The organism is Streptomyces sp. NPDC001700 (genome assembly GCF_053596435.1).
The window spans coordinates 45448-64975 of record NZ_JBSFGE010000003.1; the positions used below are offsets into that span (position 1 = coordinate 45448).

General features: G+C 70.5%; 24 protein-coding genes. 11 read left to right on the forward strand and 13 right to left on the reverse strand.

The window, feature by feature from the left end; translation table 11 throughout:
* Positions 1-12 precede the first annotated feature (12 nt).
* Positions 13-444 (reverse strand): NUDIX hydrolase, encoded by a 432-nt coding sequence (locus ACWC5C_RS05885; RefSeq protein ID WP_450874097.1) that lies wholly within the window; start codon positions 442-444, stop codon positions 13-15.
* A 177-nt stretch (positions 445-621) separates the two neighbouring features.
* Here ACWC5C_RS05885 and ACWC5C_RS05890 point away from each other — a divergent pair, with 177 nt between their 5' ends.
* The 5 genes from ACWC5C_RS05890 to ACWC5C_RS05910 all read left to right on the forward strand — a co-directional run bounded on the left by ACWC5C_RS05890 (position 622) and on the right by ACWC5C_RS05910 (position 3705).
* Positions 622-1338 carry a TauD/TfdA family dioxygenase gene (locus tag ACWC5C_RS05890; protein ID WP_450874099.1) on the forward strand — a complete coding sequence of 239 codons (717 nt, stop codon included), beginning with the start codon at positions 622-624 and terminating at the stop codon, positions 1336-1338.
* A gap of 380 nt (positions 1339-1718) precedes the next feature.
* The gene (locus ACWC5C_RS05895; RefSeq protein ID WP_450874101.1) at positions 1719-2123 is read left to right on the forward strand and encodes a hypothetical protein; all 405 of its coding nucleotides are present in this window, start codon (positions 1719-1721) and stop codon (positions 2121-2123) included.
* Between the two features lie 31 nt (positions 2124-2154).
* A complete protein-coding gene (locus ACWC5C_RS05900; RefSeq protein WP_450874103.1) occupies positions 2155-2688 on the forward strand; it encodes a DUF6879 family protein in 534 nt (177 codons plus the stop codon).
* Positions 2669-3193 (forward strand): DUF6879 family protein, encoded by a 525-nt coding sequence (locus tag ACWC5C_RS05905; protein ID WP_450874105.1) that lies wholly within the window; start codon positions 2669-2671, stop codon positions 3191-3193. Before ACWC5C_RS05900 ends, ACWC5C_RS05905 begins: the two co-directional genes overlap by 20 nt.
* Positions 3142-3705 carry a DUF6879 family protein gene (locus ACWC5C_RS05910; RefSeq protein WP_450874107.1) on the forward strand — a complete coding sequence of 188 codons (564 nt, stop codon included), beginning with the start codon at positions 3142-3144 and terminating at the stop codon, positions 3703-3705. The genes ACWC5C_RS05905 and ACWC5C_RS05910 overlap by 52 nt, the downstream gene beginning before the upstream one ends.
* 6 nt (positions 3706-3711) lie before the next feature.
* On the opposite strand, the gene ACWC5C_RS05915 is transcribed toward ACWC5C_RS05910, so the two are convergent.
* From ACWC5C_RS05915 to ACWC5C_RS05935, 5 genes are all read right to left on the reverse strand, one after another.
* Positions 3712-4203 carry a DUF6624 domain-containing protein gene (locus ACWC5C_RS05915; protein ID WP_450874109.1) on the reverse strand — a complete coding sequence of 164 codons (492 nt, stop codon included), beginning with the start codon at positions 4201-4203 and terminating at the stop codon, positions 3712-3714.
* Positions 4204-4231: 28 nt separating this feature from the next.
* Positions 4232-4783: a hypothetical protein gene (locus ACWC5C_RS05920; protein WP_450874111.1), complete on the reverse strand. Its 552-nt coding sequence runs from the start codon at positions 4781-4783 to the stop codon at positions 4232-4234.
* Positions 4784-4814: 31 nt separating this feature from the next.
* Positions 4815-5261 (reverse strand): nuclear transport factor 2 family protein, encoded by a 447-nt coding sequence (locus tag ACWC5C_RS05925; RefSeq protein ID WP_450874113.1) that lies wholly within the window; start codon positions 5259-5261, stop codon positions 4815-4817.
* Positions 5262-5338: 77 nt separating this feature from the next.
* Positions 5339-6748, reverse strand: a complete 1410-nt coding sequence (locus ACWC5C_RS05930; RefSeq protein ID WP_450874115.1) for a CoA transferase — start codon at positions 6746-6748, stop codon at positions 5339-5341.
* Between the two features lie 4 nt (positions 6749-6752).
* Positions 6753-7412 carry a TetR/AcrR family transcriptional regulator C-terminal domain-containing protein gene (locus ACWC5C_RS05935; protein ID WP_450874117.1) on the reverse strand — a complete coding sequence of 220 codons (660 nt, stop codon included), beginning with the start codon at positions 7410-7412 and terminating at the stop codon, positions 6753-6755.
* Positions 7413-7481: 69 nt separating this feature from the next.
* Between ACWC5C_RS05935 and ACWC5C_RS05940 the strand changes: the two genes are divergently transcribed.
* Together ACWC5C_RS05940 and ACWC5C_RS05945 are read left to right on the forward strand one after the other, a co-directional pair.
* A complete protein-coding gene (locus ACWC5C_RS05940; protein WP_450874119.1) occupies positions 7482-8996 on the forward strand; it encodes an FAD-dependent oxidoreductase in 1515 nt (504 codons plus the stop codon).
* 158 nt (positions 8997-9154) lie between these two features.
* The gene (locus ACWC5C_RS05945; protein ID WP_450874121.1) at positions 9155-10027 is read left to right on the forward strand and encodes a D-alanyl-D-alanine carboxypeptidase family protein; all 873 of its coding nucleotides are present in this window, start codon (positions 9155-9157) and stop codon (positions 10025-10027) included.
* A gap of 71 nt (positions 10028-10098) precedes the next feature.
* On the opposite strand, the gene ACWC5C_RS05950 is transcribed toward ACWC5C_RS05945, so the two are convergent.
* The 5 genes from ACWC5C_RS05950 to ACWC5C_RS05970 form a co-directional block, all read right to left on the reverse strand.
* The gene (locus ACWC5C_RS05950) at positions 10099-10956 is read right to left on the reverse strand and encodes a helix-turn-helix transcriptional regulator (protein WP_450874123.1); all 858 of its coding nucleotides are present in this window, start codon (positions 10954-10956) and stop codon (positions 10099-10101) included.
* 184 nt (positions 10957-11140) lie between these two features.
* Positions 11141-12172 carry an L-idonate 5-dehydrogenase gene (locus tag ACWC5C_RS05955; RefSeq protein WP_450874125.1) on the reverse strand — a complete coding sequence of 344 codons (1032 nt, stop codon included), beginning with the start codon at positions 12170-12172 and terminating at the stop codon, positions 11141-11143.
* 49 nt (positions 12173-12221) lie between these two features.
* Complete coding sequence (locus tag ACWC5C_RS05960) at positions 12222-13004, reverse strand: SDR family oxidoreductase (RefSeq protein WP_450874127.1); 783 nt, start codon at positions 13002-13004, stop codon at positions 12222-12224.
* Between the two features lie 48 nt (positions 13005-13052).
* A complete protein-coding gene (locus ACWC5C_RS05965; protein WP_450874129.1) occupies positions 13053-14450 on the reverse strand; it encodes a GntT/GntP/DsdX family permease in 1398 nt (465 codons plus the stop codon).
* 21 nt (positions 14451-14471) lie between these two features.
* Complete coding sequence (locus ACWC5C_RS05970; protein WP_450874131.1) at positions 14472-14981, reverse strand: gluconokinase; 510 nt, start codon at positions 14979-14981, stop codon at positions 14472-14474.
* Between the two features lie 182 nt (positions 14982-15163).
* Between ACWC5C_RS05970 and ACWC5C_RS05975 the strand changes: the two genes are divergently transcribed.
* The gene (locus ACWC5C_RS05975; RefSeq protein ID WP_450874133.1) at positions 15164-15880 is read left to right on the forward strand and encodes a FadR/GntR family transcriptional regulator; all 717 of its coding nucleotides are present in this window, start codon (positions 15164-15166) and stop codon (positions 15878-15880) included.
* 9 nt (positions 15881-15889) lie between these two features.
* Here the strand turns inward: ACWC5C_RS05975 and ACWC5C_RS05980 are convergent, their stop codons facing one another.
* Entirely contained in the window at positions 15890-16276 is a 387-nt protein-coding gene (locus ACWC5C_RS05980; RefSeq protein ID WP_450874135.1) for a VOC family protein, read from the reverse strand.
* 250 nt (positions 16277-16526) lie between these two features.
* On the opposite strand from ACWC5C_RS05980, the gene ACWC5C_RS05985 reads away from it, so the two are divergent.
* From ACWC5C_RS05985 to ACWC5C_RS05995, 3 genes are all read left to right on the forward strand, one after another.
* Positions 16527-16778 carry a hypothetical protein gene (locus ACWC5C_RS05985; protein WP_450874137.1) on the forward strand — a complete coding sequence of 84 codons (252 nt, stop codon included), beginning with the start codon at positions 16527-16529 and terminating at the stop codon, positions 16776-16778.
* 199 nt (positions 16779-16977) lie between these two features.
* A complete protein-coding gene (locus ACWC5C_RS05990; protein ID WP_450874139.1) occupies positions 16978-17820 on the forward strand; it encodes a helix-turn-helix domain-containing protein in 843 nt (280 codons plus the stop codon).
* Between the two features lie 111 nt (positions 17821-17931).
* Entirely contained in the window at positions 17932-19011 is a 1080-nt protein-coding gene (locus ACWC5C_RS05995) for a hypothetical protein (RefSeq protein ID WP_450874141.1), read from the forward strand.
* A gap of 139 nt (positions 19012-19150) precedes the next feature.
* Here the strand turns inward: ACWC5C_RS05995 and ACWC5C_RS06000 are convergent, their stop codons facing one another.
* The gene (locus ACWC5C_RS06000) at positions 19151-19480 is read right to left on the reverse strand and encodes a hypothetical protein (protein ID WP_450874143.1); all 330 of its coding nucleotides are present in this window, start codon (positions 19478-19480) and stop codon (positions 19151-19153) included.
* Positions 19481-19528: the final 48 nt, after the last annotated feature.

A 19528-nucleotide genomic window follows, 5' to 3' on the forward strand; every position in this document is an offset into this window, starting at 1 on the left:
TCCACCCCGGGTTCACCGCACTCCACGGGCCTGGGCTCCGGCGTGTTGTTGGTACCAGGTGGCGATCGACGCCTTGTACCCGTCGGGCATCCTCAGCCCTGGTACTTCGTCGGCGGTGAACAGACGGATCTCCTCATGCCCGTGGCTCGTCACCGGCTCCGCCTCTGGGGGCAGGAGTTGGCAGCCGTAGGTGACGATCAGTACGTGGCGGCCGGGGACGGGCTCGTATACCCATACGTCCAACAGGGCCAGAGATGTGGCGCGCCAGCCGGATTCCTCGCCGAACCTGCGCTCCACGCACTGTTCGGGCGTCTCGCCGAGGCGCAGTCGACCGCCCGGTAGTTCCCACTCGTCGCGTTCGTTGCGCCGCAGTGGTACGCGGCCGTCGTCGGTGATGGCGACGCCTTTCACGGATACGGGGAAGCTGCGCGTTTCGTGCCTCATGGTCCCCTTCGCCTTCGTGGAGAGAGCAGTGGAGGTGCACGGAACGTAGCAACGATCCGGCTACGCGTGGCCCCCGAACTGCGCCACTACACGTTGACAGCTTGTCACTTTACGTGCCACCCCTCCGGTGCGGACAGTGATGGGCACTCGCGGTTGCCATGGGCGAAGGAGTCTCGGATGAGTCGCGTCCCACTGCCGTTCCAGCGCGCCGATCAGACGGCGTCGGCGGACTGGCTGAGCACCACAGGCCTGCTGGACCTGGACGGACTCCTGACCCGTCAGGCCGTACTCGCCTTCGCTGACCGAGTCATGCGTATCGCGCCGCACAGCGAGGGTGACTTCGATGGCCTCACCGTCATCCGCAATACCGGCCGCCACGCCGACCAGGCCGGGTGCGCGGGACTCACCAGCGCCGAAGTCCGTCCGCACACCGAACGCTCCGGCACCCCCGTGCCGCCACGGCTGATGATGCTGGTCTGCCATCGGCCCGCCACGCGCGGCGGGGAGTGCCTGCTCGCCGATGGCTGGGCGGTCCGGGACGACCTTGCCGCGTACCACCCCGATGCCCTGGCCGCCCTGTCCGCACCCCGCAGCGCGTACTTCGGTGGTGCGGACGGCCATCTCGGCGCGGTCTTCGGCACCCGTCCCGACGGGCGGCGTCCGGAGATACGGCTGCGCTGGGATTCCCTGGTGCGGTTCTCGCCGCTGGTCCAGCCGTACCTGCCCCTTCTGCGGGCGGTGATCGCCCGCCACCAGCAGGTGCGACGTCTCCAGCCCGGACAGGGCTATCTCCTGGACAACACCCGGTGGCTGCACGCCCGGACCGCCTTCGACGGCCCCCGCGTCTGCTACCGCGCCCTCGGCGAACCGAAGGCCCCACCCCAGGCCCGGTAGGCGCCGCGTTTCCCCCTGAAGACCCCCGTCCCGGCTGGACCGGAGCCCTGGCAGGTCGAGCCCAGCGCGGAACGGGTGCACGTGCACGACGGCGCGAGGAGAGCCCCCGCGACCGACAGCACCGAGAGGAATCATCCCGATGCGCTTACGCGGACACAAGGCCGTCGTCCTCCGGCAGGACCCCGAGGACGACGAGCCGACCGAGGGCGGGCAGCAGGGCGGCTGCGGTGACGGCGACGGCTGCGGCCGTCAGTAGCGGGTGAGACAGCACGCGGCCCCCACCTCAGGTGGGCCGCGTGTCGTCTTCGTCGCCCGGGTCGTTGTTTCCGGGGCGGCCCCCGCCTCAGGTGGGGGCCGCTCTGCACCGAGAGAGCGAGCACATGCACCACCACGGCTACACCTGGCTCGGATCCGCCCACGACTTACACAAGGACGGCCCCCGACGCCCCCTGCACCCCGACTTCAGATCCAGCAAAGTCGTCCCCCTCGAACTGGCCCATTGGCTCCTCAAGCCGCCCTCCTTTATCCAGGACACGTGGAAGGACCCACAGGAGGCAGCGGAATGGTTCGGCGGACAAGCGCGGGCCTCCGCAGCCTCGTTCGCATCGGAACACGAACGCGCCCGCCTCGCCGACAGGGCCAGCCGGGCCGCCGAGCGGATCGCGCAGGGCGAGGACGTGGTCGGCGGCTGGTACCTCACCGGGCAACGGTTCCTGTCCGTATGCCTGATCGCATGCAGCCCCCACCGCATGCGGCCAGACATTCCTTGCCCTCAGGCCGTATAGGGCGCGCGAGCACCGCAGGAAGGAGGCGTCGATGTCGCAGAGGGTGCCAGCGTTCGCTGAGCTGCTGGCCGATTGCCACCGGTCAGCCGTCCATCTGGAAATGCGCGACGCTTACGCAGTCGACTACGAGACTGGAGACTTCACCCAATGGCGGGAAACCGGGGAATGGAACAACCCCGAGTACTGGCAGCCGTGGAAGGACCTCGTTACGGAAGCGGCCGGACGAGGCGTGATCATGCAGCGGGCGCGCATCGTGTCGGAGCCGGTGAGCGAGTACATCCGCTTCGAACACGCGGGCACGGTCAACAACATCGAGGCCGGTGAACTGGTGCGCTGGCTGCCCCGGAGGCAGGCATCGGACCTGGCCCTGCCCGGCAATGGCTTCTGGGTATTCGACGATCGGCTGGTTGAGTTCAACCACTTCACAGGGGATGGAGCGTCCGCCGGGCCGTCGCTCAGCGATGACCTCGGTGTCGTGAAGCTCTGCTCCACCGCTTTCGAGTCAGTGTGGCGACGCTCCATTCCTCATGAGGAGTTCAACATCGATGGCCACAGCAGTCCGTGAGGCGTTAGGGAAGGCGCAGCGCTCGGCGGTGCATCTGGAGATGCGGGACATCTACACACCCGACGACCCCGATTTCGCCGACTGGCGCGCGGGCGTCCGCTTCGACCCCGCCGAGCGGTGGCGGGGCTGGTTCGACCTCGTCGTGGCGACCGTTTCGCGCGGCGTGCGGATGAGGCGCGCTCGGGTCGTCTCGGAGCCCGTCAGCGAGTACATCAGGTTCGAGTACGACGTAACGGAAAGCCACAACGTGGCCGCCGGAGAAGAGGTCCGCTGGTTGCCCCGAAGGCGCGCGGCCGATCTCGCGCTTCCTGGCGCGGACTGCTGGCTGATCGACGAGGAGATCGTCATCTTCAACCACTTCGACGGCGACGGGAACTGGGACCCCGCCACGGGGATGGAGGTGCGCTCCGACCCGGCCACGGCAAGGATGGCCGCCGCAGCCTTCGAATCCGTATGGGAGCGAGCAGTACCGCACGCGACGTACCGGCCAGGAGGGGACGCATAAAGGGTCTCGGCGAGCTGTTCGACACCGTCGAGCGCGAGGCGTTTCGGCTGGAAACGCTGGACGATTACGGCGGGTCGGGCAACACGGGGGCGTACGGGAGGTTCCTCGCCGGGGACCCTCGGCCGGAGGATTACAACGCCGAATGGGTGGCAGAGCTTCGCTCTCACACCGGCCAGGGGAAGCGCGTCTACCGGGTGCACATCCTTTCTCGGCCGCTTACGCCCTACCTCCGTTTCGAACTCGGTTGGGGTTATCGGACGAACCAGACCGGCGGTGAGGAATTCTTCATCCTCGACACCACCGACAAGCCCAACCCGCTGGCAGGGGTGGCGGACTTCTGGCTCTTCGACGCCCAGACCCCGGTCACCATGCATTACGACGCCTCGGGAACCGTCACCGGGCGCGAAACGCTCCCCGATGAGCGGGCGCAAGAGTTCATCGGCTACCGGGATACGGCCCTCGCCCATGCGGTGCCGTTCTCTGCATGGTGGTCGAAACACGGATTGGCATAGCGGGCGTTAGCTGCGCATGCGTCGGTCGTACGCTGAGGCCGATTCCAAGCCCATGGCGGCGCGGCGTTCGTCGAGCCGCTCGGGATCGGCTACCGGCTGGGGACGCAGATTCGAGCCATCCGGGTCCTGGATGTACTGCGTTCCGTACAGCTGGGGCTCACCGGCCGCGACCAGAACCCGGTCGGTGAGGTAGGCGAGGTGACGTGCGGATGCCTCCCCGGCCGCGACGGCGGTCTTGACCAGCTCAAGTGCCTGACGCTGGAAAGCTGGAGCGCGGTCCGCGTGCTGGGCGAGGAGCCAGGCATCTGTGGCGCCCTGTTCCCCGACCAATCCGGTTCCCGGCCACCCGTGCTCTGCGATGACCCGCTCAAGCCAGGCCGTGTTGTCGGCGTCGACCCGGCCCACCTCGGCCCAATCGAGCGTCTGGGCAACGCGATGCCGTGCGGCCTGGTCTTTCTCCACTCGACGGTGCAGTTCCTCTGCGAGATCAAGGTTCATGCTGTGGCAACCTCCCTTGGGCCTGGGCTTATAGCTCAGCGTCCGCCTGGCGGGCCCTCGCCCAGTGGGCCTCGAACTCGGTGCGGGTGATCTCTTCACCCACGAGGGCCGGGTCGTAGAGGTCAACGATCGGCGTGTTGAACACCCAGTCGTCGGGGCCGCTGCGGACGGCGGTGCCGTCTTCGGCCAGCTCCACCTGGCGAGTCCGGCGGCCGTCGGGCTCCACTTCCATCAGGTAGACGACGGGCTCCTCGTCGTCCTCGTCCCAGCGGCGGCGCAGGTGCACGATGTCCCGGTCCGCGAGGGCGCCGAAACCCTCGCGTCCGCGCTGTGCGTCACGTTCGGCGCGTAGGTCGTCCAGTCCGGCGGGCATGTGGGGAGCGTCGATGTCGGCTTCGTCCAGTTCCTGGTCCGCGAACCGGGCCACGATCTCCGGGTCGGTGACGACCTCGACCCAAGCGAACGTTTCGAGGATCTCCCGCTCCGACCGCGCTCGAATCCGCCACCACACGCCGCCCATGCCGTAGTCGTGCAGGACGAGGAAGGGGCGTTTGCGTCGCGCGGCGTCGTCACTGGTCATGGGGGTTGAGCCTAGTGAGGCGCGCGAGGGTCTAGTCGGGCCTCCCAGCGTCGAAGGCCTGGGCTACGGCGAGGCTGTCCTCGTAGACGTGGTGTCGCGTGATCAGGCCGTCCTCGACCGTGAGGTGCAGGGCGAACCGGGCGCGGTAGGCGCGGGCGGTGGGGCGGGCGGTCTGGCGGATCTCGCCCAGGACGACCGCGTGTTCGCCGTCGACGAGGATGCGCTCGATCTCGGTGGCCGCCTGCCCGGGCACATGGTGTTCGGCCAGCTCGCGGTAGTGGGCGGCGGCGTCGGCTCGGGTGGAGCGGTGGCGGATCCACGGGGTGGCCGTACGGCCGTGCTCGGCCTCCGGCCAGGCCAGCCGCCAGTCGCCCGGCTCGGCGTACAGCTCCGCGATGCGCTCGGGGTCGCCCTCTCCGATCCGGCACAGCAACTCCTCCACTACGGCGCGGGTGGTCGTACCACTGGCTGACGACACGGCTGCTCACTCCCTTTTCTAGGCTGCGCCCTACTGTCGCGGAGAGAGCACCAGTGCCGCGATTACCTCCCAGGTCATCAGGCCCACGTCGGGGTGTCGGTGCCCCAGCGGCCTGGTGGGTGGGGCCAGTCGCGGGGAGCGCCCTCGTAGGCGATCGGGGGGAGGGCGTAGGTGAGGTGGCCGGTTGGGGAGGGGCGGGAGGTCAGGTAGGGCTCCGGGGCGTACGGGCCGTCCTGGGGTGGGGCCGGGGTGATGCCGTGCATCAGCCACGACGCCGTACCGGCCAGGGAGAAGCGCAGGTGGCGGGCGGTGCCGGTGTTGGCGCGGTCCGTGAGGGCGCGGAGGACACCGGCGGCGATGAGGTAGCCGGTGCCGTGGTCGAGGGCCTGGGCGGGGAGTACGCCCGGGTGGCCATCGGCCGTCGCCTCGGTCAGGGCGATGCCGGTTCCGGCCTGGACCAGGCTGTCGAAGCCACGGCGGTCGGCCCACGGGCCGGTCCAGCCCCAGGCGTTGAGCTGGGCGACGATCAGGCCGGGGTGGTGGGTGAGGAAACGGTCGAGGGCGCCGGGGCGGTACGCGGTGACCACGACGTCGGCCTGGGCGAGGAGTTCGTCGAAGGTCCGGCGGTCGTGGGGGTCGGCCAGGTCGAGGCGCGTCGAGCGCTTGCCGAAGCCGGTGTCGGCGTGGGCGTCGGGGTCCTCGGGGAGGTTCGGGGAGTCGACGCGCAGCACGTCCGCGCCCAGGAGAGCCAGGGTGCGGGTGGCGACCGGACCCGCGATCACCCGGGTCAGGTCGAGGACGCGGACGCCTGCGGCAGGCGCGGAGACGAGTGAGCCGAAGGGGTGCGCCGCTGCCGGAAGCGGCTCCGCCGTGCGCGGCGGCCGGGCACCATCGGCTGTCGGCAGGGACTGCCGCCACGCGCCGCCACCGCCGTTTCGTACCTCTCGGGACTCCACCAACGGAAGTGTGCGGAGCGGGAATTCGCCCGGACGTACGGCGGCCACGGCCAGGGCGCCCGCCGCGTACGCCGTCTCCTGGATCTCCCGGGACGGGCGCTGTGCCAGTTCAGCGGCGAGGGTGTCCGCATCGGCGTACTTCGGCAGGTTCAGGGCGGCCAGCAACCGGGCGCGGTGGTGGGGGTAGTTGGCATGGGTGCGCACCCAGCCGTCCGCCGCGCGCCAGAAGCCGGACAGCGGGGCGAAGGTGGTGGCGCGGCGGCCGTCGATGCGCAGGTGGCGTTCGCTGATGAACGCGGTGGCGACCGCGCCCTCGTCCACCCGTACGGCGGGGATCGCACCGCCACCGCGCCGCGCGGCCAGTTCGGCGGCGGCCAGCGAGCACACCCCGACCGTGGCCCGGGCCAGTTGCCGTACCGGCAGCCGGGCGGGGAGCACCTCGCCCGCCGGGGTGTAGGTGATCCGCTCGGCGAGGTCGGGTGGGCCGCCGAGGGCGGCCCAGGCTTGGGCGGTCGCGGAGTCGATCGTCATGCGGTCATTGTGCCGACGCCGCCGGGCCCAGCGTGGATTCGATACCCGCGACGATCGTGCGCAGCCCCTCCTCGAAGCGGGCGTCGTAGTCGAGGAAGAGGTCCGCGCCGACGGCGCCCGCGAGCGGGTAGTCGGGGCCGATGAGGTCGGCGCGCTCCTCGACGTCGTAGCCGGGGTGGCGTTCGCCCGCCATCGGCTCGACGGCCTGCTCCTCGATCACGAACCCGAGGGTGAAGGCGTACGCGATGAACGAGGCGCGGGCCGCGGCGCCCGGGGTGAAGCCCGCCGCCACGAAGACGCGCAGGTGGGCCTCCATCGAGACGGCGTGGTCGGTGCGGGTGAAGCGGGTGCCGCTGAAGACCTTCGCCCCGTCGCGGTAGCGCAGCAGGGCGCGGCGCAGGGCGCGCTGGGAGCTGAGGAGACGCCCCTGCCAGGTCGTGGCCTCGTCCGGGTCTGCCGGTTCCTCGGCCAGCCGCAGGAAGATCGTGGTGGCCATCTCGTCCAGCAGCGCCTGCTTGTTCTTGAAGTGCCAGTACAGGGCGGGCGCCTGGACGTTCAGCTCCTTGGCGATCCGGCGCAGCGTGAGCCCTTCGAGGCCCACCTCGTTGAGCAGCCGCAGCGCGGTGTCCACCACCTGGTCCCGGTCCAGTCGCGTCGTCGCCATGCGGTCATCCTCCCAGCTCACCCCCGCCCCCCTTGACAACTTAACAATGTTAAGCGCACCCTCATCCCCATGGAACTTAACGACGTTAAGGAAGCGGAAGCGCTGATCATCGGCGCGGGTCCGGCCGGGCTCACCCTGGCCATCGACCTCGCCCGGCGCGGCGTCGCGGCGCGGATCGTGGAGCGGGGCGAGCGGCTGTTCCCGGGGTCGCGCGGCAAGGGGCTCCAGCCCCGGACGCAGGAGGTCTTCGACGACCTCGGCGTCATGGACGCGGTCCGCGCGGCGGGCGGCCCGTACCCGCCGATGATGGGCTGGGAGGACGGACGGCGGCTCGGGGCGTTCGAGATGATCGTCCGTACCGGCCCGGCGCCGGGCACCCCGTACCACGACATCTGGATGCTCCCGCAGTGGCGCACCGCCGAGATCCTGTACGCGCGGCTGCGCGAGCTGGGCGGCGAGGTCGAGTTCGGCGCGGCGTGCACGGGCCTGACGCAGGACGCGGACGGCGTCACCGCGCGGCTCGCGTACGCCGACGGCTCGACCGGCACCGTACGGGCCGCCTACGCCGTGGCGGCCGACGGCGGCCGCAGTACGGTCCGCAAGGCGCTCGGCATCGGCATGGCGGGCGAGACCGTCGACCCGCACCCGCTGCTGGTCGCGGATGTGACGTTGACCGGGATGGACCGCGACCACTGGCACGTCTGGCAGCACGCCAAGGGCGGCGTCCTCGCCCTGTGCCCGCTCGCCGGGACGGACGTCTTCCAGGCGGTCGCCCAGTACGAGGACGCCGACGCCACCCCCGACCCGGCCCCGGAGGCGGTGCGGCGGCTGATCACCGAACGGACGCACCTCACGGAGGCCGAGGTGGGCGAGGTGCGGTGGGCGTCGCCGTTCCGGGCCCGGGCGGCGATGGCGGAGCGGCTCCGCGACGGACGGGTCTTCCTGGTCGGTGACGCGGCGCACATCCACTCCCCCGCAGGCGGCCAGGGCCTGAACACCAGCGTCCAGGACGCGTACAACTTGGGCTGGAAGCTGGGCGCCGTGCTGCGCGGCGGCGCCGATCCCGTACTGCTGGACAGCTACGAGGAGGAGCGGATGCCGGTCGCCGCCGGGGTGCTGGGCATCAGCACCCGCATCCACCGCGCCGAGGCGGAGCGCGCCGCGAAAGCGGGAGGCGAGCCCCGGCGCACGGCGGAGGTGCACCAGTTGGGGCTGACCTATCGCGGCGCGGCACTCGCGGTCGACCAAAGGCAGCAAGAGACCACGCTACGGGCGGGCGACCGCGCGCCCGACGCCCCCTGCGCCCTCCCCGACGGCACCCCGTTCCGCCTCTTCGACGCCTTCCGTGGCCCGCATGTGACGGTGCTCGCACTCGGTGGCGCGGAACCGCCCGCCCCCGGCCGCGCGTCCGTGCGTACGTATCGTGTCGGCGGCCCGGCACCCGATCTGCTCGACCCGGACGGACACATCCGCGCCGGGTACGGCGATCAGGGGGTCTTCGTCATCCGGCCGGACGGATACCTGGGATATACAGGAGACCCCACGGCCGAGATGACGGGATATCTGTCCAGGTTGGGCACGTAAGACGATACGACGGGAAACCGCACAGCGGGTACGGATAACATCGCGGGGCGCACATCCATTGACCGCTCTCATACGTCCCTGGCTTTACGGCTTTCCCTCTGGTTGGCCGCGCCCACGGGGACATTTGGAGTATTCATTTGAAAACCACCACCAAGCGCATGCGTCGCCTCTCCGCGCTGAGCGTTCTCGCCACGGGGGCCGTGCTGTCCTCCGTGGCCGTCGCCCCGGCCGCCCAGGCTGCGCCCGCCGCACCCACGATCACCGCCAAGGGCGGGTACGTGATGAACAACGGGACGGGCAAGGACCTTTACAAGAAGGCCGCCGACACCCGTCTCTCCACCGGCTCCACCACCAAGATCATGACCGCTCGGGTGGTGCTGGCCCAGAAGAACCTCGACCTGAATGCCAAGGTCACGGTCCAGAAGGCGTACAGCGACTACATCGTCGACAACAACTGGGCCTCCTCGGCCCGGCTGATCGTCGGCGACAAGGTCACCGTCCGCCAGCTGCTCTACGGTCTGATGCTGCCGTCCGGCTGTGACGCCGCGTACGCGCTGGCCGACAAGTTCGGCACCGGCTCGACCCGCGCCGCGCGGGTGAAGTCGTTCATCGGCAAGATGAACTCCACCGCCAAGAGCCTGGGCCTGAAGAACACGAACTTCGACTCGTTCGACGGCATAGGGCACGGCAAGAACTACTCCACGCCGCGCGATCTGACGAAGCTCGCGAGCAGTGCGATGAAGTACTCCACGTTCCGCACGGTCGTGAAGACGAAGAAGACCACGCAGAAGACCGTCACCAAGAGTGGCGGCTACCGCAACATGACGTGGGAGAACACCAACCCGCTGCTCGGCACCTACTCGGGCGCCATCGGCGTGAAGACCGGCTCCGGCCCGGAGGCCAAGTACTGCCTGGTCTTCGCCGCCACCCGGAGCGGCAAGACGGTCATCGGCACCGTCCTCGCCTCCTCCTCGGTCCCCACGCGCACCACGGACGCGAAGAAGCTGCTGGACTACGGCTTCAAGAAGTAGTCACGCACGCAGTACGTCAGCACGTCAGGGGCCTGCCCGCCAACCGCGCGAGCAGGCCCCTTCGTCATACGTCATGTGTCGGTGCAGAAGTGGTCGGTGCCCAACACGGTGAGCAGGGCGAGCTTTTCGTGGCTTTCGGTGCCCGGGGTCGCGGTGAAGATGAGCAGCGACTGGCCCTGGTCCGGCTCCAGGAGGGTTTGGCAGTACAGCTCCAGCTCCCCCACCTCGGGGTGGACGAAGCGCTTGGTCTCGCTCCACCGCAGACCCACCTCGTGGCGCCCCCACAACCGGGCGAACTCGTCGCTGGTGCGCAGCAGGATGTCCGCCAGATCCGCCGCCGGGGAGTCGGGGCCGTCGCGGGTGACGGCCGCGCGCAGCAGTGCGACGTTGGTCCGGCTGTTGGTGCCGTGTTCGTCGGGGTGGTAGCGCTCCCGGGCGGCCGGGTCGGTGAACCAGCGGTACGTGGCGCTGCGGGCGTGGCCGGTGTACTGGGTCTGGTCGCCGAACAGCGCCACCGCGGACGGCGTCTGCAGCAGTGTCTCCCCCATCGGGCCCATGACCTGCGCGGTGACGTCGGCCAGGCCGTCCATGACCCGCATCAGCCCGGGACTCACATGCTGGAGCCGCAGGTTACGGCGGGCGGTGCGGTAACCGGCGAGCAGGAACAGGTGGTCGCGTTCGTCCGGGGTCAGCCGCAGACCTCGGGCGATGGCCGCGATCAGCTGCTCCGACGGTTGCGGCCCGTCGCCGCGCTCCAGCCGGGCGAAGTCGTCGGCGGACATGGCGCACAGCTCCGCCACCTCCTCGCGGCGCAGGCCCGGAGCGCGGCGGCGTTGTCCACGCCGCAATCCGACGTCCTCCGGTTGCAGCGCCGCACGCCGGTTGTGCAGGAAAGCCCCCAGGGACGAGCGATCGAACGAATGGTCCATAGCCCCCATCGTGGTCTATATGGCGGGGCTTATCCACGACCCCCCATTCAGTCATTGGACGTATCCTTCCAGTCCTTCCAGCGCCGTGGTGCGGCGAGTTCACTGCTGGAGGCGGCCGAGCACAGCAGTCCGCCGCCCCGGTGCGGCACCGGGGCGGCGGACGTAGGTCGTAGGTCGTAGAGGGTCAGGCCTCGAAGTCCAGCAGCACCTTGCAGGACTCGCGGCGGTCGGCGGCCTGGGCGAACGCCTCCTTCGCCTCCCGCACCGGCCGGACCCCGCTGATCAGCGCGTCGAACGACGGCTCCGCCGCCAGCAGTCGCAGGGCGTCGTCGAACTCCTCGTGGAAGCGGAACGCGCCGCGCAGGTCGATCTCGCGCGCCACGAGGAGGTTTCCGGCGAACGGGCTCTGCCCCGGGGGCAGCATGCCCAGCTGCACGATCACGCCACCGCGCCGCACCCGGTGGAGGCAGGTGTCGAGCCCGGCGGCCACGCCGGACGCCTCGATCGCGACGTCCACCTCGACAGAGGGCCAGTTCGGGTCGTCCGGGTCGTCGGCCCGTACGCACGCCGTCGCACCGGCCGCCGCCGCGAACTCCAGGGCCCGGGGCAGCACATCGGTCGCGGTGATGCTCGCCGCGCCCGCCGCCCGGGCGGCGGCGATGGCCAGGCAGCCGATCGGGCCGGACCCGGTGACCAGGACATTACGGCCCGTCAGATCGCCCGCGCGGCGCACCGCGTGCAGCGCGACGGACAGCGGTTCGGCGAGCGCCGCGCGGCGCGGCTCCAGCCCCTCGGGCAGCACCCGCAGCTGTCCGGCCGGGACCGCGATACGGGACGCGAAACCGCCCTGTACGTGGGGGAAGCGCGCCGCGCTGCCCAGGTAGCGGGTGTCGCGGCAGATGTTGGCGCGGCCGCCCGCGCACTCGGGGCACACCCCGCACGGGGTCGCCGGGTGCACGGCCACCGGGGTGCCGGGGGCGGGCCCGCTCGCGCCCTCGCCGTACGACACGACCGTGCCGACGACCTCGTGCCCCAGCACCATGGGCTGCTTCAGCCGGAAGTCGCCCACGCCGCCGTGGGCGTGGTAGTGAAGATCGGATCCGCAGATTCCGCCGTACCGGATGGCCACCAGCGCCTGTCCGGGCGCCACCTCCGGTTCGGGGAGTTCGTCGACCCGCAGGTCTCCCTGCCCATGGATCACACAGCCCAGCACCATCGCCCAGCCTCCTCAAGTGGTTTCACGGCGTTCACGGGGTTCACGGGGTTCACAGGACGCTCGTCATGCCGCCGTCTACGTACAGCACCTGCCCGCTGACGAAGTCGGCGGCGGGCGAGGCGAGATAGAGGAGCGCGCCGATCAGGTCCTCGGTGCGGCCCCAGCGGCCCGCCGGGGTGCGGCCGCGGACCCAGGTGCTGAACTGCTCGTCCTCGACGAGCGGCCGGGTCAGCTCGGTCTCGATGTAGCCGGGGCCCACCCCGTTGACCTGGATGCCGTACTGGCCCCAGTCGGCGCACATGCCCTTGGTGAGCATCTTCAGCGCGCCCTTGGTCGCCGAGTAGGGGGCGATGCCGGGGCGTACGACCTCGCTCTGCAGCGAGCAGATGTTGACGATCTTGCCGTGGCCACGGGCGGTCATACGCCGCGCGGTCTCCCGGCCCACCAGGAACGCGCTGGTCAGGTTGGTGTCCACGATCTGGCGCCAGGCCTCGTCGGTGAACTCCAGCAGCGGTGCGCGGTTCTGCATCCCGGCGTTGTTGACCAGGATGTCGAGCGGGCCGACCCGCTCCTCCACGTCGGCGATCCCGGCGGCGACGGCCGGGCCGTCGGTGACGTCGAAGGCGGCGGTGTGCACGCCCGCCGCCGCGCCGCCTCCGATCGCGCCGAGTTCGGCCGCGGCCTTGTCCAGGGCCTGCTGGTCGCGGCCGTTGAGGACGACCGTGCAGCCTGCCTCCACCAGCCCGCGGGCGAGCGCGTGGCCGATGCCTCGGCTGGAGCCGGTGACCAGCGCGGTGCGGCCCGCGATGTCGAAGAGCGGATGTGTCGTCATGGCGTACGTATCCTTCCGGGCCTTCCGGGCCTCATATGACCCCGGGCCTTATATGACCAGTGACAGCAGCAGGACGAAGGCCAGCGCGACGACCGAGATGATCGTCTCCATCACGGACCAGGTCCGCACCGTCTGCCCCACGCTCATCCCGAAGTACTCCTTGACCAGCCAGAATCCCGCGTCGTTGACATGGCTGAAGAAGAGCGACCCGGCGCCGATGGCCAGCACCAGCAGGGCGACGTGTGTGGTGGACATGTCGGCGGTGAGCGGCCCCATCAGCCCGGCGGCGGAGATGGTGGCCACGGTCGCCGAACCGGTCGCCAGCCGGATCGCGACCGCGATCAGCCAGGCGAGCAGCAGCGCGGAGACGTTCCAGTCCTTCGAGATGTCCATGATCATGTTGCCGACGCCGATGTCGATCAGCGTCTGCTTGAAGCCGCCGCCCGCCGCGACGATCAGCAGGATTCCGGCGATCGGGGCGAGCGAGGTCTCCACGGTGGTGGAGATGCGGTCGCGGGTGAAGCCCGCCGCGCGGCCGAGGGTGACCATGCCCACGATCACCGCCGCGAGCAGCGCGACCAGGGGGTTGCCGATGACGTCGGCGACACGCTGGACGGTGTTCTCCGGGTCGTCCACGGCGATGTCGACCAGCGCCTTGATGAGCATCAGTACGACCGGGAGCAGCACGGTGACCACGGTGGCGGCGAATCCGGGACGCCGCTCCAGGTCCTCCGAGGGGCGCGTCGGTATCAGCCGGTCCGGCGGGGTGACGTCGACCCAGCGGTCGGCGACGCGCGAGAAGACCGGGCCCGCGATGACGGCGGTCGGCACCGCGATGAGGACGCCGAGCATCAGGGTGACGCCCAGGTCGGCGTGGACCGCGTCGATCGCGGCGAGCGGGCCGGGGTGCGGCGGCACCAGGCCGTGCATCACGGACAGGCCCGCGAGCGCCGGGATGCCGATCCGCATCAGGGAGAGGTTGCCGCGCTTGGCGACCAGCAGCACCACCGGGATCATCAGCACCATGCCGACCTCGAAGAAGAGCGGCAGGCCGATGATCCCCGCGATGAGCACCATCGCCCACGGCATCGTCCGGGTGCTCGCCTTGGCGAGGATCGTGTCCACGATCTGGTCGGCGCCGCCGGAGTCGGCGAGCAGCTTGCCGAGGATCGCCCCGAGGGCGATCAGCACGCCGACGCCCGCGACGGTGTCGCCGAGCCCGCCGGAGAAGCTGGTGATGACCTTGTCGAGCGGGGCCCCCGCGATGGCGCCGAGCGCCAGTGAGCCGATCGTCAGCGACAGAAACGCGTGCAGCTTGGTCTTGGTGATGAGCAGGACGAGAACGGCTATGCCGACGAGGACGGCTATGCCCAGCTGTGCGTGACCGGCCGACGTGATCGGGTCGACGGTGTCCGCTGCCAGCATCTCGGCGCTGAGTCTGGTCACGGAGGGGTTCCTAACGTGCGTTTACTGGCGTGGGGCCCGCCGCAGTGCGGCGACGGCGTGCTCGGTGACGGTCTCGGGGCCCGGCTCGATGTCCACGGCGACGCCGTTCTCGTCCGGCTGGAGCGGCTCCAGGGTGGCGAGCTGCGAGTCGAGCATCGCCCCGGAGAAGAAGTGGTCCTTGCGCTCCCGCATCCGGTCCGCGATCAGCTTGCGGTCGCCGGTCAGATGCAGGAAGACGACCCCGGGCTCGGCCGCGCGCAGCCGGTCCCGGTAGCTCCGCTTGAGCGCGGAGCAGCTGACCACACCGCCGTGGCCGACGTGCTCATGGGCCCAGGCGCCGATGGCGTCCAGCCACGGCCTGCGGTCCTCGTCGCCCAGCGGGGTACCGGCCGACATCTTGGCGATGTTGGCCGGCGGGTGGAAGTCGTCGGCCTCGGCGTACGGCACGCCGAGCGCGTCGGCCAGCAGGGGGCCGACCGTGGTCTTGCCCGTGCCGGACACTCCCATGACGACGACCAGGGGGGCATGCATGTGGAAAACCTCGCTGTCTGCTCCGGCGCTGCTGCTGTCTGTCTCGGCTGTCTGCCGCGACTGTCGTTCTCGACCTCGGCACCGCTGGCAGCACACTCAACCCCACTGATACGACGTATTCAAGAGTTCGTGATGTAAAAGTCATACTTAAACGCTGCGGGGCGGCCACGTAGTCTGACTCCATGGAGAACCAGGGGCCCACCACGACAGGGCGGGGACTGCACGCTCGGCTGCTGGCATCCCTCGGCCCCGCGATCACCGCGGGCGACTACCCGCCGGGCACCGTGCTGCGCACCGATGAGCTGGAGCGCCGCTTCGACGTCTCCCGGACCGTGGTCCGCGAGGCAGTGCGGGTCCTGGAGGCGATGCACCTGGTCCGCTCCCGCCGCCGCGTGGGGGTGACCGTCCTCCCGCCGGAGGAGTGGGACGTCTTCGACTCGCAGGTCATCCGCTGGCGGCTGGCGGGCCCCGACCGCCCCCGCCAGCTGCGCTCCCTGACCTCCCTGCGCTCGGCCATCGAACCGGCCGCCGCCGCCCTGGCCGCCGAGCACGCCACCGCCGCCCAGTGCGCGGAGCTGACCGAGCACGCCCTCAACATGGTCGGCACCTCGCGCGGCCAGCAGCTCCCCGCCTACCTCGTCCACGACGTGGCCTTCCACCGGACGATCCTGCGCGCCTCGGGCAACGAGATGTACGCACGGCTGGGCGATGTCGTCGCCGAGGTCCTGGCGGGCCGCACCGAGCACCGCGTGATGTTCACCGACCCGGACCCGGAGGCGGTCACCCTCCACGTCCGGGTCGCCGAGGCCATCCGCGCGGGCGACCCGGAGCGCGCCGAGCGCTACACCCGCGAGATCACGGTGGGCGCGATGCGTGAACTGGACATCCTGGCGCCGTAGCGCGTGGTCTTACGGGCGGACGTACGGCTGGGTCAGGATCTCCATGTTGTGGCCGTCCGGGTCGCCGAAGTAGGCGCCGCGGCCGCCGAAGAGGGTGTTGACCTGGTCGGGCTGGGTGTGGCTGGGGTCCGCGTAGTAGGTGACCCCGGCCGCGTCCAGGTGGGCGATCATGCCGTCGAAGCGCTCCTCGGGGACGAGGAAGGCGTAGTGCTGCGACTGGATCGGCTCGTCGCGCTTCTCGTAGTAGTCGAGCGTGACGCCGTTGCCGAGGTCGACGGGGAGGAACGGCCCGAACGGGGCCCCCACCTCCAGGCCGAGGACGGTGGCGAGGAACTCGGCCGACAGCGCGCGGTCGTAGGCGAATATCACGGTGTGGTTCAGCTGGATGTCGTTCATGTGAGGTCTCTCCGGTGTCGTCGTGGTCGCGGTGGTCGCGGTGATCGCGGTGATCGCGGTGCGAACGGAAAACGCGGAGATGGGTGGGCGGGGCTCTGGCCCGCCCCGGCCTCACGCCGAGGCCGGGCGCCTCACTCGTGAATGGCCCTCAGGGGCCGACCCGGCAGTCACCCGAGTGAACCTAGCCGCCGCCACGGGGAACCTCAACAGGATTGCTGCGGTAGCACGTTGGCGGCTCGTCCTCGGTGCCGTGACGTCGGTAACCGCGCTGTCCGGCAGTGCCTCGGCCGACGACATGGACGCCCCGTACGCCCGCGCCGCCGCGAAGGTGGCCCGGGACGCCACGGTCCTCGCGTCCAAGAACGTCGCCTCGGTCACCCGGGGAACCGGCACGAGCGCTGAGGCGCGCTTCTTCTCAGGCGTGGGACGCGCCCACCGGAGGCCAGGAACCCTGGTTCCGGTGGGCCGCGCATCGGTGCGGCGGGCCGTCAAAGACCAATGAACTCGGGGAAAGAACCCTCCCAACCCATCCAAACCTCATACTAGTCACCCGGACGGGTGATTTCGCCCAACTCGGCTGGCGCGGGAGCGGATTGGCACGGCAGGCTCGGCCACAACAACCCCGGACATGCGACGGCCCCCGGCCGGGACTGGCATCCCGAGTCGAGGGCCTGACCACCGAAGGAAGAAGCACCTTCCCGATGGCTGAGCAGAACCCTAGCGCGCGTTCGCGCGCCCTATCCCTCGTTCGCCGATTCACCGGCGGAGTCACCCAGGTGAGGGAACGACACCCGAACCGCTATACGGTCGTCGGCAATCACCTCACCCAGCACCGCCACCTCTCCCTCACCGCGATCGGCCTCGGCGCGCACATCCAGTCGCTGCCGGAGGGCGCGTCCGTGGACATCCGTACGCTGGCCGAGCGGTTCCCGGAGGGGCGGGACCGGATCGCCGCCGCGCTGCGGGAGTTGGAGGCGTACGGCTACCTGGAACGCGTCCGGGAGCGCACCCCGGAGGGCCGGATGGTCACCCGTACGCTGGCGTACAACCACCCGGAGGCCACGCGCGCCCGCCGCGCCCGCGAGCCGCAGCCCGTACGGCCCGTACGCGAACCGCAGCCCGTACGGCCCGTACGCGAGCCGCGTCCCGAACCGCCGCCGCCCGCCGACGCCCCCGAACCCACCCCGCACCCCGCCGCGAACGCCCTCCTCGCCACGCTCCGCCGTGACGACGACCGGTTGCTGCTCTCGCAGCGCGAGGTGTGCCGCCTCGCCCCGGCCGTGGCGGCGTGGCTGGCGCGCGGGGCCGCGCCCGCAGCCGTACGCCGTACCCTCACCGCGAACCTGCCGCCGGACCTCCGCCACCCGGCCGCGTTCCTGGCGCACCGCCTCACCGCGCTGCTCCCCCCACCGCTCCCAGCAGCGCCTTCATCCAGCCCCCGACCACCGGCGTTCGTACCCCTCCGGAACTGCGACGGCTGCGACCGAGCCTTCCGCGCCCCGGCCCCCGCCACCCTCTGCCGGGACTGCCGTCAGGCCGCGTGACCCGGCATGACCCGCTGGCCGCGCGGAGGGACCGGGTGGGGCGTATCGTCGTATAAGGCCTTTCGGAGGGCTCCTTTGGTTAACCCCTGTTGCTCTGCAGATGGGATTGCCATGGCTACGGTGAGCGTCCGGTACGTTTCCCCCTTTTCGTGGGTCGTTCTCAACACAAACGAGGCGCTGGAGGTATTCGCCCGCGCTTCCGACGGGACTCTCCAGCACAACTGGCAGACGGCCCCCAGCCGCAACGAATGGTCCGGCTGGTCCTCGATCGGCGGCAATCTGGACGGCGATCCGGTCGTGGCCATGAACCTCGATGCCCGGCTGGAGGCTTTCGTCCGCACTCCGGACGGCAATATCCAGCACGCCTGGCAAATCACCCCCCACGGCACCGACTGGTCGCGCTGGGAATCGCTCCGCGACAGCCCGTCCCCGGCGGGCAACCCGGTCGTCGCCAGAAACTTCGATGGCCGATTGGAGGTTTTCGTCCGTGCTACGGACGGTTCTGTCCAGCACATCTGGCAAACCGCGCCGAACAACGGATGGGAGCCCTATTGGAAAGCGCTCTTCACCGACCAGGTAATGGGCGATCTCGCGGTCGTGCCGGACGCCGATGGTCGGCTGGAGGCTTTCGCTCGCGGCTACGACGACCAGAATGGCGTACTCACCATTCTGCACGCCTATCAGCGCCCCCACGTCAACGGATGGGCCTTCGGCGATCTGGGCGGCACCCCGCAGGACGACCCGACGGCCGTCTTGAACACCTCCGGCCAGCAGGAGGTCTTCGTCCTCGGCCCGGGCGGCTCCGTCGAGCACATCTGGCAGACCAAACCCAGCAACGGCTGGGCCCCGGGCTGGAAATCGCTCGGTGGCGACGACCCGGTCGGCACCCCCGCCGTCGGCGTGAACCCAGATGGCCGCCTGGACGTCTTCACCCGCCAGGAAAGCGGCACCCTCCAGCACAGATGGCAGACCAACCCCGCCCCCGACGGCAGCTGGTCGCCCAACTGGGCACCGCTCTACAGCGGCAGCCCGCTCGCGATCGGCGACCCGGTGGCCGCCTCGAACGCCGATGGCCGCATGGAGGTCTTCGCCCTCTTCGGCGACGGCGCCATCAGGTGCGCCTGGCAGAACACCCCCGGTGACGACACCGACTGGTCGGCCTGGCACTCGCTGGGCGTACCCGGGCAGTAGCGCCTCTGCGTGCCCGGGGGCTGGCCCCGCCGCCTCTTGCGCACAGCGGGACCAGCTCCCGGCCCTGCCTTCTAGTTCAAACCCCCGGCGGGCATCGGGGCTGCCGGGGTCATACGTTCGTATTCGCGCGGGCCGCAGGTCAGGCCGCGAGGCCGGGGTCGAGCGAGGCCGCCGTCGACGGCGCGAGCCACACGAGCTGCGCGGTGACCACGCCCCGGGTGAACCACGCCTCCACCCGCTCGGGCGAGGAGAGCACCAGCCGCTGCCCTGGGGCGATGACTTCGGTGCGCCCGTCGCCGTAGTCCATGCCCCACGCCGCGATCTCCACGTCCACCTCGTCGGTGTCCTCGTACGGGTGGATGCGAGCCACGGCGAAGAGGCGCGGCGCGGTGGCGAGGGCGAGGGCGCGGAGTTCTTTGCCGAGGTCGAACGGCTCAGAGGGGGTTTCCTGCGGCGGCGCAGCGGTCATTGCGTGTCTCCCTACCGAAAGGTGCAGTTGGCCAGGACCAGGGCGTGC

What these genes read in the sequence shown, in the direction of transcription:
- ACWC5C_RS05975 (WP_450874133.1), top strand. Translation starts at nt 15,164, where the DNA reads ATGGAGAACCAGGGGCCCACCACGACAGGGCGGGGACTGCACGCTCGG.
- ACWC5C_RS05970 (WP_450874131.1), bottom strand. Translation starts at nt 14,981, where the DNA reads ATGCATGCCCCCCTGGTCGTCGTCATGGGAGTGTCCGGCACGGGCAAG.
- ACWC5C_RS05980 (WP_450874135.1), bottom strand. Translation starts at nt 16,276, where the DNA reads ATGAACGACATCCAGCTGAACCACACCGTGATATTCGCCTACGACCGC.
- ACWC5C_RS05890 (WP_450874099.1), top strand. Translation starts at nt 622, where the DNA reads ATGAGTCGCGTCCCACTGCCGTTCCAGCGCGCCGATCAGACGGCGTCG.
- ACWC5C_RS06000 (WP_450874143.1), bottom strand. Translation starts at nt 19,480, where the DNA reads ATGACCGCTGCGCCGCCGCAGGAAACCCCCTCTGAGCCGTTCGACCTC.
- ACWC5C_RS05930 (WP_450874115.1), bottom strand. Translation starts at nt 6,748, where the DNA reads ATGACGATCGACTCCGCGACCGCCCAAGCCTGGGCCGCCCTCGGCGGC.
- ACWC5C_RS05940 (WP_450874119.1), top strand. Translation starts at nt 7,482, where the DNA reads ATGGAACTTAACGACGTTAAGGAAGCGGAAGCGCTGATCATCGGCGCG.
- ACWC5C_RS05915 (WP_450874109.1), bottom strand. Translation starts at nt 4,203, where the DNA reads ATGAACCTTGATCTCGCAGAGGAACTGCACCGTCGAGTGGAGAAAGAC.
- ACWC5C_RS05955 (WP_450874125.1), bottom strand. Translation starts at nt 12,172, where the DNA reads ATGGTGCTGGGCTGTGTGATCCATGGGCAGGGAGACCTGCGGGTCGAC.
- ACWC5C_RS05905 (WP_450874105.1), top strand. Translation starts at nt 2,669, where the DNA reads ATGGCCACAGCAGTCCGTGAGGCGTTAGGGAAGGCGCAGCGCTCGGCG.
- ACWC5C_RS05960 (WP_450874127.1), bottom strand. Translation starts at nt 13,004, where the DNA reads ATGACGACACATCCGCTCTTCGACATCGCGGGCCGCACCGCGCTGGTC.
- ACWC5C_RS05910 (WP_450874107.1), top strand. Translation starts at nt 3,142, where the DNA reads ATGGGAGCGAGCAGTACCGCACGCGACGTACCGGCCAGGAGGGGACGC.
- ACWC5C_RS05885 (WP_450874097.1), bottom strand. Translation starts at nt 444, where the DNA reads ATGAGGCACGAAACGCGCAGCTTCCCCGTATCCGTGAAAGGCGTCGCC.
- ACWC5C_RS05990 (WP_450874139.1), top strand. Translation starts at nt 16,978, where the DNA reads ATGGCTGAGCAGAACCCTAGCGCGCGTTCGCGCGCCCTATCCCTCGTT.
- ACWC5C_RS05920 (WP_450874111.1), bottom strand. Translation starts at nt 4,783, where the DNA reads ATGACCAGTGACGACGCCGCGCGACGCAAACGCCCCTTCCTCGTCCTG.
- ACWC5C_RS05935 (WP_450874117.1), bottom strand. Translation starts at nt 7,412, where the DNA reads ATGGCGACGACGCGACTGGACCGGGACCAGGTGGTGGACACCGCGCTG.
- ACWC5C_RS05995 (WP_450874141.1), top strand. Translation starts at nt 17,932, where the DNA reads ATGGCTACGGTGAGCGTCCGGTACGTTTCCCCCTTTTCGTGGGTCGTT.
- ACWC5C_RS05895 (WP_450874101.1), top strand. Translation starts at nt 1,719, where the DNA reads ATGCACCACCACGGCTACACCTGGCTCGGATCCGCCCACGACTTACAC.
- ACWC5C_RS05900 (WP_450874103.1), top strand. Translation starts at nt 2,155, where the DNA reads ATGTCGCAGAGGGTGCCAGCGTTCGCTGAGCTGCTGGCCGATTGCCAC.
- ACWC5C_RS05945 (WP_450874121.1), top strand. Translation starts at nt 9,155, where the DNA reads ATGCGTCGCCTCTCCGCGCTGAGCGTTCTCGCCACGGGGGCCGTGCTG.
- ACWC5C_RS05950 (WP_450874123.1), bottom strand. Translation starts at nt 10,956, where the DNA reads ATGGACCATTCGTTCGATCGCTCGTCCCTGGGGGCTTTCCTGCACAAC.